The sequence below is a fragment of the Pararhizobium polonicum genome, from assembly GCF_001687365.1.
In the GTDB taxonomy this organism is placed as follows: domain Bacteria; phylum Pseudomonadota; class Alphaproteobacteria; order Rhizobiales; family Rhizobiaceae; genus Pararhizobium; species Pararhizobium polonicum.
Window position 1 is genome coordinate 18,532 of sequence record NZ_LGLV01000027.1, and the last position, 11,771, is coordinate 30,302.

The window sequence follows — 11,771 nt, forward strand, 5'->3', positions numbered from 1 at the left end:
TTTGAGGCCGGCCGTGACCACGGTTCCGGATACCAGCGTGGAAGGTATGAGGATGCTGAAATACAAAATGCTTGCGGCAGTTGCCCTGATCGCTGTCATGGCCGCCCAAGGCCCAGCAGTGGCGCAGGATGCCGCCGATCCGGTCATCGCCAAGGTCGGTGGTGCGGAAATTCACCAGTCGGAGCTCGACTTCGCGCTGACCGGTCTCGATCCGCAGCTTGCCCAGCTGCCGGAAGACCAGAAGCGCGCCGCGGCTCTTTCGGGCCTGATCGATGTCAAGCTTCTCGCCACGGATGCCGACAAGGAAGGCCTTCAGAACGATGAAGACTTCAAGAAGCGCATCGCCTATCTGACCGAGCGCGAACTGCACAACGCCTTCTTCAAGAAGCATGTCGTCGATGCGGTGAAGCCGGAAGAGGTCAAGGCGCGCTACGACGCAGAAATCGCCAAGATCCCGGCGCAGGAAGAGGTCAAGGCCCGCCATATCCTCGTCAAGACCGAGGAAGAAGCCAAGGCGATCATCAAGGATCTCGATGCCGGCAAGGACTTCGCGACGCTTGCCAAGGAAAAGTCGACCGATCCGAACAAGGCAGACGGCGGCGACTTGGGTTATTTCACCAAGGACCGCATGGTTCCCGAATTCTCCGAGGCCGCCTTCAAGCTGGAAAAGGGCAAGTACACCGAGACACCGGTGAAGACCCAGTTCGGTTTCCACGTCATTCTGCTCGAAGACAAGCGCCAGCAGCCGCCACCGGCATTCGAACAGGTCGAGCCGCAGGTCAAGCAGCTGGTCATGCGCGACAAGTACATCGAGCTTCTGGCCGCAGCCAAGAAGGATGCCGGCGTCGATATCACCGATCCGGCGCTGAAGAAGGCGTATGACGAGGCCAACAAGGCGGAAGCCGAGAACGCCAACTGATATCATCCAGACATGACCGCTCGTCTTCGAACGGTCATGTCCTTCTGATGTAAAGTGAACGAGACAGGTCCCGGGGGCGTCAGGCTTTTCGGGATTTCGTTTGTGGGCCCGCCAGGCCGGGCCATCATCGCTAAACAGGTTTGATCATGTCCGGTTCCGTTTCCCCGCTTGCCCCGAAATCCTTTGCCGAGATGCCGCCGGTGCGCGGTGTCCGGATGGCGACCGCCGCCGCCGGCATCAAGTACAAGAACCGTACCGACGTGCTGCTGATGGTCTTCGACGAGCCGGCCGCGGTCGCAGGCGTCTTTACCCGCTCGCGCTGCCCCTCGGCTCCGGTCGATTTCTGCCGCCAGAATCTGGCCGGCGGCGTGGCGCGTGCCGTCGTTGTCAACTCGGGCAATGCCAATGCCTTCACCGGCAAGAAGGGCAAGGCGGCGACGGAGCTGACGGCGCAGTCCGCCTCCGAGGCTGTCGGCTGCTCGATCGGCGAAGTATTTCTTGCTTCGACCGGAGTGATCGGCGAGCCGCTGGATGCGACGAAATTCGCAGGCGTTCTCAGCGATATGACGACCGAAGCAGCGAGCGATTTCTGGTTCGAGGCCGCCAAGGCGATCATGACGACCGATACCTATCCGAAGGTGTCCACCCGCAGTGCGAAGATCGGCGGCGTCACGGTCACCATCAACGGGATCGCCAAGGGTGCCGGCATGATCGCGCCGGATATGGCGACGATGCTGTCCTTCGTCGTCACCGATGCGGATATCGCGCCTGAAGCCCTGCAGGTTCTTCTGTCCGAAGGCACCGGGCCGACCTTCAATTCCGTCACGGTCGACAGCGACACCTCGACTTCCGACACGCTGATGCTGTTTGCCACCCGCGCTGCCGCCAGGGATGGCCAGAAGGCGGTGACCGATGCCACCGACCCGGCGCTTGACGGTTTTCGCGCCGCGCTGAACGATCTCCTTCGTGACCTGGCGCTGCAGGTGGTGCGTGACGGCGAGGGCGCCCGCAAGATGGTGGCCGTGACCGTCGAAGGTGCTGAAAGCGATCTGGCGGCCAAGCGGATCGGCCTGTCGGTCGCCAATTCGCCGCTGGTCAAGACCGCGGTCGCCGGTGAGGATGCCAACTGGGGCCGCGTCGTCATGGCTGTCGGAAAATCCGGCGAGATGGCCGATCGCGACCGGCTGGCGATCTGGTTTGGCGATGTCCGCGTCGCCGTCGATGGCGAGCGCGACCCGAGCTATTCGGAAGCGGCAGCCTCGGCCGTGATGAAGGAAGAGGACATTGCCATCCGTGTCGAGATCGGTCTCGGTTCGGGCAAGGCGACCGTCTATACCTGCGATCTGACCAAGGAATATGTCGAGATCAACGGCGACTACCGGAGCTGACAGCACGTGCAGGATATGATTTCGAAAGCCGATCTGCCCAATGTCCGCCGCCTCGAGGCGGTGGGCTTTCGCGCCTGGCCGGCGGCATCGGTGCAGTACGACGGCAGCTGGCTGATCCGCCTGACGGCGGGTCATGATTCCAAGCGGCTCAACTCGGTCAATCCGCTCGATCCCTCCGACAGCCGCGATATCGAGATCCGTCTCGAGAAGGCGGCCAAGCGCTTTTCCGATTACGGCCGGCCGCTGACCGTGCGCCAGACGCCGCTGACGCCGCCGCCGCTGATCGCGTATATGAACGCCAACGGCTGGCCGGTGTTTTCCGAAACCATCGTCATGATGGCCGATATCCCGCCGAACGACACGACCGAATCGATCGAGCATCTGCCGCTGCGCGATGTCGGCCGGTTCGTCGATGCCCGGATTCATATCTCCGGCGAAAGCAGCCAGGACAAGGCGGGCCTGAGCGAGATCATCAATGCGATCAAGCCGGAATGCGGGCTGTTCCTGTTCGAGTCCCCCGATGATGGCCCGATCGCCGTATCGCTGGCGGTTCACGACAACGATCTTGCCGGCATTCTCCAGGTCGCGGTCGCCGACGGCGTGCGGCGGCAGGGCGTGGGAAGCGCCATCGTCAACGCCTCGCTGCGCTGGGCCCGTCTGCGCGGCGCCCGCACGGCCTGGCTCGCGGTCGAGGCGAGCAATGAGGCCGCCATCGCGCTTTATCGCAAGTTCGGCTTCAGGGACGTCTATCGCTATTCCTACCGGCGCGCGGGGCTTTGACGATGAGCATGACGGACCGGAAAATCCTTTTGGTGGCCGCCTGCGCCCTGATCGACAGCGATGGCCGGATTCTTCTCGCCCAGCGGCCCGAGGGCAAATCGCTGGCGGGGCTCTGGGAGTTTCCCGGCGGCAAGGTGGAGCCCGGCGAAACGCCGGAGGAGACACTGATCCGTGAGCTGGACGAGGAGCTGGGGGTTCGCACCAAGGTCGCCTGCCTCGCGCCTTTGACCTTCGCCAGCCACACCTATGACGATTTCCATCTGCTGATGCCGCTCTATGTCTGCCGGCGCTACGAGGGCGTTGCCCATGGGCGGGAAGGGCAGGCGGTGAAATGGGTTCGCCCGAAAGCGCTGCGCGACTATCCGATGCCGCCGGCCGATGAGCCACTTATCCCCTATTTAATGGATTTGCTCTGATCAATTCCCGGAAATTTCGATTTTATTAATCGAACGTTTATTCCCCTCCATCAAGATCAGCTTCAGTTAAGTGCCGGTGTCTATTGGTTTCGGGATGATCCCCGTGGCCGATGCCGGTTGTGTATCGGCGTGGACATGGTTGAAGCGGTGGGGGTGAACCGTCTTCAGGGAAGCGTACGTATTCGAAGAGGCAGACGATGGTCGACGACGATTTTTGGAGAACGGTTCAGGACAAGGATCTGGTGACGAGCCAGAGCCGCCGCACAGGCGCGCTCAACCTGTCGCTGCTGTTCGGTACCGCCGTCATCGCGCTGACCCTCATCCTGACGCCGATGCTGGCCTCCAAGCCGGATAACAAGGTGCTGGCCAACGCGCCGATCGACTACGACAATATTACCACCGGCTCTATCCCGGGCAGCAATACCGCCAAGCGCTATACCGTGCGCCGGAGCGTGCTGCAGGAGATGCCGGGTGCCGTTTGTATTATTGATAGTGATGGAAGCAAGAGCGGCTGCTGACTGCCGGGGTTGAGCCGGATGTGTCCGTATTCGTGTCTGCTGTCAGTCGGGGCCGGCATCGGCCTGACACTTACTTTACGCATGTCCGTCCTTTTCGGGTGACGTCATCCGCGGGGCATGCGCAGGACAGGCTGGGAGCACATGAAGACACTGATTCGTTTTCTCAACGATACAAACGGTGCCACAGCGGTCGAATACGGCCTGCTCGCCGGTCTGATCTCCGTTGCAATGATCATTGGCCTCCAAAATTTCTCCGATGCACTGCTGGGCGTCTTCAACACGCTGACCGCCGCCATCAAGGGGGCCCCTGCCGGCCCCTGACCGGCGGCCCTATTCCTTGAGCGGCAGCTCCCGCGTGCTCAGCGCATCCGACAGCCGCTGTTTGGCCGAGCCGGGCTTCAGCGGTTTCTGCTGGCTTTCGTGCGGCGCCCAGCCGGAAATGTAGATGATCGAGAAGGTCGCCCGGATGCGACCGTCCGGATCGGCAAACCGTTCGGCATAGATTTCCGCCGCCCGCAGAAAGAACTTGCGGCTCAGGGGCTTGCGGCTGCGGGACGCCAGCGGATTGGTCATTCCCATCGAGCGCAGATCCTTCAGCAGCGAAAACAGCGAGGCGTAGCGCACCGTGTAGCTCTCGGTATCGGCGACCGGCAGGGTGAAACCGGCGCGCTGCAGCAGCGCGCCGATATCGCGGACATCGGCAAAGGGGATGACGCGCGGGCTGGCGCCGCCGGTCAATTCGCTTTCGGCCGCCAGCAGCACCTCGCGCAGCTCCTGCAACGTGCCGCTGCCGGGGATGGCCGCCAGGAACAGGCCGTCGGGTTTCAGCGACCGGCGCACCTGGATGAAGACGCCGGGCGTGTCGTTGGTCAGGTGCAGCGACAGCGGCGAGACGATCAGGTTGGCCGATTCGGGCGCGAGCGGCACCGTTTCGAGCGGCGAGACCGAGACGGTTTCGCCCGGGGCTGCGAAGGCCGCATCCGTTTCGACCCGTTCGATCTGCGTGACCTTGCCGGTGTTTGCCAGATAGCGCGCTGCAAGGCCGCTATAGCCGTGCAGCTCGACAGCCCTGTCGAAATGGCGCTCGACCACGCTCAGGCGTTCGGACAGTTCCTGCGCGGCGATCTCCAGCAGGAACTGCGCCTTCGGGTCACCGTTGCGAAAGGCCCGTTTGCGGCGGGCTTCGATGAGGGGCTGGTCGAAAACGATATCCATGGCTTGGCTTCCCAAAAGTCTGATCGTCCAAAAAATCTGATCGCAATGAAACCCGCCCCGCCATAAAGTCAACCGCATGCAGGGCGAAGAGGCGGAAAATCCGGGGTGGCGGCTGGCGGCAAGCCTGCGCGGTCTGATGGCCGCGGCGGTCGATGCCGTCTATCCGCCTGTCTGTTGCGGATGCGGCCGGATCGTCGGCCAGCATCGCGGCGTCTGCCCTGCCTGCTGGGCGACGCTGCGGCTGATCGAGCGGCCCTATTGCGAGGTTCTCGGCCTGCCGTTCTCGCATGATCTCGGCGCCGGCATCCTGTCGGCCGATGCCATCGCCCATCCGCCGGTGTTCGAGCGGCTGCGCTCTGTTGCCATCCATGACGGCATTGCCAAGTCGCTGGTCCATGGCCTGAAATACCGCGACCGCACCGATCTCGCCGTGATGATGGCCGGGTGGATGATCCGCGCCGGCGACGGCAGCGTTGCCGCCTGCGACGCCGTGGTCCCGGTGCCGCTGCATGCCTTCCGGCTCTGGGGCCGCAAGTTCAACCAGTCGGCCGAGCTGGCCCGGGCCATTGCCCGCATCGCGGAGAAACCCTTCCTGGCAACGGCGCTGGTGCGCACCAAACGCACCGTCCAGCAGGTGGGCTTGGGTGCCAGTCAGCGCGAGGACAATGTGCGCGGTGCCTTCGCCGTCACCGAGGCCGGAAAGGCGGCGCTGTTCGGCAGGCGCATCGTGCTGGTCGACGATGTCTATACGACGGGCGCGACCGTTTCGGCGGCAACGCGGGCGCTGAAGAAGGCGGGTGCCGGGGACGTGACCGTTTTGACCTTTGCAAGAGCCATCTCCGGTCCTATATGACAGGGGAGATTATGCTGGCGCAGGGCCGGCGAAGGAGCAGGTCAGGACTATGGCTTCGGTCGTCATCTATACCCGTCAATTCTGCGGATATTGTTCCGCGGCGAAGAAACTTCTCGATGCCAAGGGCGTGGCATTCGAGGAGCACGACGCCACCTATTCTCCCGATCTGCGCCAGGCGATGATCGCGCGGTCGAACGGCGGCACGACGTTTCCGCAGATCTTTATCAACGACACCCATATCGGCGGCTGCGACGATCTGCATGCGCTGGACCGGGCCGGCAAGCTGGATGCGATGCTCGCTGCCTAAGAGACTTGCCGCATAGGGAGATGCTTTCATGACGTTCAGGGCCGCAGCGATCCAGATGTGTTCCGGTGTCGATCCGGCGCGCAATGCCGAGGCGATGGTCCGGCTGGTGCGCGATGCCGCGGCGCAAGGGGCCGTCTATGTGCAGACGCCGGAAATGACCGGTGCTTTGCAGCGTGACCGTGCGGCCATGCGGGCAGCCTTGCGTGGCGAGGACAGCGATCTCATCGTTGCGGCCGCCTCCGGGCTGGCTGCCGAACTGGGCATCCATCTTCATGTCGGCTCCACGGCGATCGGCCTTGCCGACGGCAAGATTGCCAATCGCGGCTTTCTGTTCGGCCCCGATGGCCGCAAGATCACCCATTACGACAAGATCCACATGTTCGACGTCGATCTCGACAATGGCGAAAGCTGGCGGGAAAGTGCGGCCTATACGCCGGGTGGTACCGCGCGGCTGGTCAGCCTGCCGTTCGGTAAGCTCGGCTGTGCCATCTGCTACGACGTGCGGTTTCCGGAGCTGTTCCGGACGCAGGCGGCGGCAGGGGCTGAGATCATGTCGGTTCCCGCCGCCTTTACCCGCCAGACCGGCGAGGCGCATTGGGAAATCCTGCTTCGCGCCCGCGCCATCGAGAACGGCATGTTCGTCATCGCCGCCGCCCAGGCCGGCGTGCATGAGGATGGCCGCGAGACCTATGGCCATTCGATGATCATCGATCCCTGGGGCACTGTTCTGGCTTCGGCCGGTGGCACCGGCGAAGGCGTCGTGCTGGCCGATATCGACATCGCCGCCGTTGCCGCTGCGCGTGGAAAGATCCCGAACCTCAAGAACGGCCGGGCCTTCTCGCTGGAGGAGGTGGCGTCGGGCGCTTCCGGGGACGTGGCCGCTTGATCAAATACACGCTTGCCTGCGACAACGGCCATTCCTTTGAAGGGTGGTTTTCCTCGAGCACCGATTTCGATCGTCAGGCGGGTCTCGGGCTTGTGTCCTGTCCGGTCTGCGGCTCTGCCTCGATTGCCAAGGAGCTGATGGCGCCTTCGGTCTCGACAGCCCGCAAAAAGGACGAGGCCAAGGTGCTGATGATGGATCAGGCCCGCAAGGAAGCGGTGGCCAAGATCCGCGAGCTGGTGACCTCGATCCGCGAAAACGCCGAGGATGTTGGCGCGAAATTTCCCGAGGAAGCCCGCAAGATTCACTATGGCGAGGCCGAGCAGCGCGGCCTGATCGGCCAGGCGACGGTCGACGAGGCCAAGGCACTGCTGGAGGAAGGCATCGAAATCGCTGCGCTCCCCATTCTGCCCGATGACGTCAACTGACATGACGGCCGACGGACACCATCTGGCCATCTACAATTTCGGCCTGCATGTCGGCCCCGAAGGCGATCCCCGCGTCGATGGTTTCGTCTCGCGCGAGCCGGCCAATTTCGAGGCCGCGTCGCGAGCATCCGGCTTTATCGGGCGGTCCGGCTATAGTGGCGCACCGGGGCCGCATAGCTGGGGCATCCAGGTCTTTCCGCGCTTCATCGAAGGCAGCGGTTTCGACAGCGCGCCGTCGTCGCTGTCGCTGTGGCGTGATATCGAATCGCTGATGGCGTTTTCCTACAATGGCGTCCATGCCGATGCGCTGAAACACGGGCGCAACTGGAACATCAAACCCAGCTGGCCGCCGCTGGTGCTCTGGTGGGTGGATGAACGCCATGTTCCCGAGTGGTCCGAAGGCGTCGAGCGGCTGGAATATCTCCACGACAACGGCGCCTCGGCAAGAGCCTTTACTTTCAAAGAACCCTTCGCCGCGAGTGGCGAAGCCTATGCGATCGACCGCGAGCGTATCCGGCGGATCGCGGAAGACAATGCCAAAGGACAGGCCGATCTGCTTGCCCATGTGCGGACGTTGAAAGTGTAGCACGGGGTTTTGGGGCGGGGATGATTGAGGGCTTGGTGAGAAGACCTTGCCGGTTGCTCCGGCTTCACGGACGCTATCAGCAATAAATTTTCTTGGCTGCTTTACCAGAATGGTAGTAATATTTCCTACCATTGAGCCCGGAGGTGTAGATGTCCAATATTGAAAAGATCAGCGTCGCGTTGACGACGCAGCAGGCAGCAATGCTCCGCGACGCGGTTGGGACAGGGGCTTATGCTACGACGAGTGAGATCGTCCGGGAAGCTGTGCGGGATTGGTCAGCCAAGTGGGAGGCTCGTCAAGCCGATACGCTACGGCTACGCGAACTGTGGGAAGAGGGCAAAGCCAGTGGCAAGCCGACGCCGGTCGATTTCGATGCATTGCGTGAGGAAGCGCGACAGGAGCTCAGCGCCGCGCTGAAACATGCCCGTTAAATTGATCTGGTCTCCGCAGGCGCGCGCCGATATCCGTGGCATCTACGTTCAGATCGGACGAGAACAGCCGCATGCGGCCGAGCGCTTTTATGAGCGGTTTCAGCACAAAGCCAGCCTTTTGATCGATCAGCCGCGTCTTGGCATGCGCCACCCGGACATTAGCCCGGCTGCGCGCATGCTCGTCGAAGCGCCGTTTGTCATCCTCTATGAAACGATTCCCGACACGGATGAAGGCACGGTGGCTGTGGTCGAAATCGTGCGCGTGATTGATGGTAGGCGCGACCTGACGGGCCTCTTTCAATAGGTACTCGAACGTTTCGGTGGTCTACGGACAAGTGAGTAAGTGCCGTTTTTCCAACCAGTAGAAAGATATTTTATGTCAAAGAGCGGATCGACCTGACGAGGAATTTCTCGGACGGGCCAATTGACCGAAGTGTAGCACGGGAGTGAAAGGCGGGGACGATTGGGGGCTTGTTCTTGCAGGGCGCGTTTTGAATAGCGCAGTTTCACAGCCGGTATTTGGACAGTACGGTTTGCACCTCGGCTTCGGTGGCAAATTCTCCTCGTGCCATTTCGGCCTGGGCTTCGATCAGATCCGCTTCCTCTTCCGGCGTCAGTTCGATCACCCTCTCATCACCGCCCGCATAGGTCAGCATGATGCGAGCGATGTCGTCCTGCATCTCCGGAGGGAGGTTGCGCGCGGTCGCGACTGCCTGATCGAGAAGCTTTGTCATTGGCCTATTATGCCATGATCGATCTGTAATAAAAGCGGAAATGACTGGTATCAGAACGGAACATCGAGGCTGCGGAAGCGGCGCTGATCTTGCGGATCGGTCTCGCTGCAGCGGTGGCCGTCGTCGCTGATCAGCTGGGCGATGCGCCGTTTCGGGTCGATCACCATCGCTTCGGCGATGAAGCCCTTGTCGATCGTGACGTCGAGCTTTTGCGGGTTTTCCGGGCCGCCGGTCCACCAGTACAGGGCAAATGCCCCTTTTGCCTTGCCCTTGGCGCCCTCGATCGGGCCGGCGATGATCAGATAGGGCCTGTCGGGCAGGCCGGTGCGGTCGATGCTGCGAATGCCGTTGCCGCCGAGGTCGAAGCTGCGGGGCACCCCGAGCGACGGCGCTTCGCCGCGATCGGCGACGGCGGCCGGGTTGTCGAGGGGAACGACGATGGCGCTGTTGTCGCCGGACAGCGGATTGCGCAGCCCGATCAGCAGGCTTCCGGTCTCGGTTGCAGCCAGGCCTTCGATGTTGATGTCCTTGCGGTCGACACCGATGGCGGTGGCGATCGCCTTGCCGAGATCGCGATAGGGCTGGCCTGCGGGCCTGACGGCCGGGACAGGGCCGGGAACGATATCCGTTGCGAAGAACACCGAGCGCCGGTCGATCTTGCCGCCGTGGCGATCCGGGGAATGGGAGGAGATCCAGTAGATGCGGTCACCGAGGCGGGCGGAGGCCTCGAGGTCCGATTTTTTCGCGCCGAGAAAATTCTCCAGCGCGATGCCGTCCGGGGCGGGATCGGGATTGTCGCGCTGATAGACCATGAGCGTATTGCTCTCGTCGCTGGCGACGGCGAAGTGGGTGTCGTCGAGAGGGGAGGCGGCCGATGCCTCGCACAGGCCGGAATAGACCGTTGCCGCGTGAGCTGCGCCCGCGCCGAGTGCGGCCAGCAGGATGCCGGCGGCGATGTGTGTGGCGGCGATGCGTTTCATGGCAGGCCCCGATCTCCGGGTCAGGCCGGGCGCTTGGCGACGATCATGTAGTTGACGTCCATGTCCTTCGACAGGTTCCACTGGTTCGACAGCGGATTGAAGAAGACGCCGGTGCGGTCGGTGACATCCATGCCGCTGGCCGCAATCGGCTTTTCCAGCTCTTCCGGGCGCACCAGCTTTTCATATTGATGGGTGCCGCGCGGCAGCCAGCGCAGCACGTTTTCCGCCGCGAAGATGGCGAGCGCCGCCGCCTTGACCGTGCGGTTGATGGTGGCGACGAACATCAGGCCGCCGGGGCGCACCATGGAGGCGCAGGTGCTGATGAAGAATTCGACATCGGCGACATGCTCGACCACTTCCATGTTGAGCACGACATCGAAGCTCTCGCCGGCCTGCGCCAGCGATTCCGCCGTCACCGCCCGGTAATCCACATGGACGCCGCTGCCGGCCGCGTGGGTTCTGGCGATCATGATGTTCTTTTCCGAGGCGTCGGCGCCGACGACATCGGCGCCCATGCGGGCCATCGGTTCGGACAGGAGGCCGCCGCCGCAGCCGATATCGAGGACACGCAGACCCTTCAGCGGCTGGGGGGCCTTTGCCTCGCGGCCGAAAGTGTCCGACACGCGGTCGCGGATATAGGCGAGGCGGACCGGATTGAACTTGTGCAGCGGCTTGAACTTGCCCTTCGGATCCCACCACTCGGCGGCCATGGCGGAAAACCGGTCGACTTCCGTCTGGTCGATGGTGCTGCGGGCTTGCTCGCTCATGGTCGGAACTCCTTGGGATGGAACCTCTGTGAAGTCGGACGATCGGGGGGGAAAGTCAAGGGTCGGTGGTGTCGCGGGCCGGGAGAGGGTTCTTCACCCTCCCCTCGAGGGGGAGGGTCGGAGCAAAGCTCCGGGGTGGGGTGATCCGCGGCATATGCAATGGACTGTGGCGTTCGCGGTGGTCACCCCCACCCGCCGCGTTGCGGCGACCTCCCCCCTCAAGGGGGAGGTAAAGAGCGCCGCTACGACCTTCAGCCACGCCCGGAAAATCCGCCGTGGTTTCGCTTGATGAATCACTTGGTCGGGGCGCCGGAAAGTGCCGATGACTAAGTAATTTATATGACGCCTTCCAGCGCCCCGTTCAGTGTCTTTTGCCGCGCTTCTCAGGTTCTTCTACGCTTTTGCCTCTTGTGAAGGAAAAAGCCTCCAATGCCCCAGCCTGGCCGCTTATCCGCCAGGCCTTTCAATGAGGCGGGGTTTAGCCCTGGACCCATGGACGGCAAAGCCGTCCGGCGGGGTGAACCGCCCGTGGTGTGGCTACCCGGCACGCCCGGCCCGCTTTCACG

General features: G+C 62.8%; 17 protein-coding genes. 13 read left to right on the plus strand and 4 right to left on the minus strand.

Annotation, left to right across the window (positions count from 1 at the left end; all coding sequences use genetic code 11):
* Nucleotides 1-52: 52 nt before the first annotated feature.
* The 6 genes from ADU59_RS29120 (at nucleotide 53) to ADU59_RS29145 (ending at nucleotide 4,342) form a co-directional block, all read left to right on the plus strand.
* Nucleotides 53-919, plus strand: coding sequence for a peptidylprolyl isomerase (locus tag ADU59_RS29120; protein WP_068959323.1), 867 nt, complete (start codon nucleotides 53-55; stop codon nucleotides 917-919).
* Nucleotides 920-1,065: 146 nt separating this feature from the next.
* Entirely contained in the window at nucleotides 1,066-2,307 is a 1,242-nt protein-coding gene (argJ, locus tag ADU59_RS29125) for a bifunctional glutamate N-acetyltransferase/amino-acid acetyltransferase ArgJ (protein ID WP_068959356.1), read from the plus strand.
* Between the two features lie 15 nt (nucleotides 2,308-2,322).
* Nucleotides 2,323-3,087, plus strand: coding sequence for a GNAT family N-acetyltransferase (locus ADU59_RS29130; protein ID WP_068959325.1), 765 nt, complete (start codon nucleotides 2,323-2,325; stop codon nucleotides 3,085-3,087).
* Between the two features lie 2 nt (nucleotides 3,088-3,089).
* Entirely contained in the window at nucleotides 3,090-3,503 is a 414-nt protein-coding gene (gene mutT / locus ADU59_RS29135) for an 8-oxo-dGTP diphosphatase MutT (protein WP_068959327.1), read from the plus strand.
* Nucleotides 3,504-3,700: 197 nt separating this feature from the next.
* Nucleotides 3,701-4,021, plus strand: a complete 321-nt coding sequence (locus ADU59_RS29140) for a hypothetical protein (RefSeq protein WP_068959329.1) — start codon at nucleotides 3,701-3,703, stop codon at nucleotides 4,019-4,021.
* Nucleotides 4,022-4,162: 141 nt separating this feature from the next.
* Nucleotides 4,163-4,342 carry a Flp family type IVb pilin gene (locus ADU59_RS29145; RefSeq protein ID WP_068959331.1) on the plus strand — a complete coding sequence of 60 codons (180 nt, stop codon included), beginning with the start codon at nucleotides 4,163-4,165 and terminating at the stop codon, nucleotides 4,340-4,342.
* Between the two features lie 9 nt (nucleotides 4,343-4,351).
* Here ADU59_RS29145 and ADU59_RS29150 read toward each other — a convergent pair whose 3' ends face one another.
* Nucleotides 4,352-5,236 (minus strand): methyltransferase domain-containing protein, encoded by an 885-nt coding sequence (locus ADU59_RS29150; RefSeq protein WP_068959333.1) that lies wholly within the window; start codon nucleotides 5,234-5,236, stop codon nucleotides 4,352-4,354.
* Between the two features lie 76 nt (nucleotides 5,237-5,312).
* Here ADU59_RS29150 and ADU59_RS29155 point away from each other — a divergent pair, with 76 nt between their 5' ends.
* The 7 genes from ADU59_RS29155 to ADU59_RS29185 all read left to right on the plus strand — a co-directional run bounded on the left by ADU59_RS29155 (nucleotide 5,313) and on the right by ADU59_RS29185 (nucleotide 9,028).
* Complete coding sequence (locus ADU59_RS29155) at nucleotides 5,313-6,089, plus strand: ComF family protein (RefSeq protein WP_068959335.1); 777 nt, start codon at nucleotides 5,313-5,315, stop codon at nucleotides 6,087-6,089.
* 49 nt (nucleotides 6,090-6,138) lie between these two features.
* The gene (grxC, locus tag ADU59_RS29160) at nucleotides 6,139-6,396 is read left to right on the plus strand and encodes a glutaredoxin 3 (RefSeq protein WP_068959337.1); all 258 of its coding nucleotides are present in this window, start codon (nucleotides 6,139-6,141) and stop codon (nucleotides 6,394-6,396) included.
* Between the two features lie 28 nt (nucleotides 6,397-6,424).
* Entirely contained in the window at nucleotides 6,425-7,282 is an 858-nt protein-coding gene (locus ADU59_RS29165; protein ID WP_068959339.1) for a carbon-nitrogen hydrolase family protein, read from the plus strand.
* On the plus strand, nucleotides 7,279-7,707 hold the full coding sequence (locus ADU59_RS29170) for a DUF1178 family protein (protein ID WP_068959341.1): 429 nt from the start codon (nucleotides 7,279-7,281) through the stop codon (nucleotides 7,705-7,707). Before ADU59_RS29165 ends, ADU59_RS29170 begins: the two co-directional genes overlap by 4 nt.
* 1 nt (nucleotide 7,708) lies before the next feature.
* A complete protein-coding gene (locus tag ADU59_RS29175; RefSeq protein WP_068959343.1) occupies nucleotides 7,709-8,293 on the plus strand; it encodes a DUF3291 domain-containing protein in 585 nt (194 codons plus the stop codon).
* Between the two features lie 149 nt (nucleotides 8,294-8,442).
* A complete protein-coding gene (locus tag ADU59_RS29180) occupies nucleotides 8,443-8,724 on the plus strand; it encodes a ribbon-helix-helix domain-containing protein (RefSeq protein ID WP_068959345.1) in 282 nt (93 codons plus the stop codon).
* Nucleotides 8,714-9,028: a type II toxin-antitoxin system RelE/ParE family toxin gene (locus tag ADU59_RS29185; RefSeq protein WP_068959346.1), complete on the plus strand. Its 315-nt coding sequence runs from the start codon at nucleotides 8,714-8,716 to the stop codon at nucleotides 9,026-9,028. Before ADU59_RS29180 ends, ADU59_RS29185 begins: the two co-directional genes overlap by 11 nt.
* A 202-nt stretch (nucleotides 9,029-9,230) precedes the next feature.
* Here the strand turns inward: ADU59_RS29185 and ADU59_RS29190 are convergent, their stop codons facing one another.
* Genes ADU59_RS29190 through ubiG form a run of 3 tightly spaced genes read right to left on the minus strand, consistent with a single transcriptional unit; the run spans nucleotide 9,231 to nucleotide 11,205 of the window.
* The gene (locus ADU59_RS29190) at nucleotides 9,231-9,458 is read right to left on the minus strand and encodes a hypothetical protein (RefSeq protein WP_068959348.1); all 228 of its coding nucleotides are present in this window, start codon (nucleotides 9,456-9,458) and stop codon (nucleotides 9,231-9,233) included.
* Between the two features lie 50 nt (nucleotides 9,459-9,508).
* On the minus strand, nucleotides 9,509-10,438 hold the full coding sequence (locus tag ADU59_RS29195) for a hypothetical protein (protein WP_068959350.1): 930 nt from the start codon (nucleotides 10,436-10,438) through the stop codon (nucleotides 9,509-9,511).
* Between the two features lie 20 nt (nucleotides 10,439-10,458).
* Complete coding sequence (gene ubiG / locus ADU59_RS29200) at nucleotides 10,459-11,205, minus strand: bifunctional 2-polyprenyl-6-hydroxyphenol methylase/3-demethylubiquinol 3-O-methyltransferase UbiG (protein ID WP_068959352.1); 747 nt, start codon at nucleotides 11,203-11,205, stop codon at nucleotides 10,459-10,461.
* Between the last annotated feature and the right edge of the window lie 566 nt (nucleotides 11,206-11,771).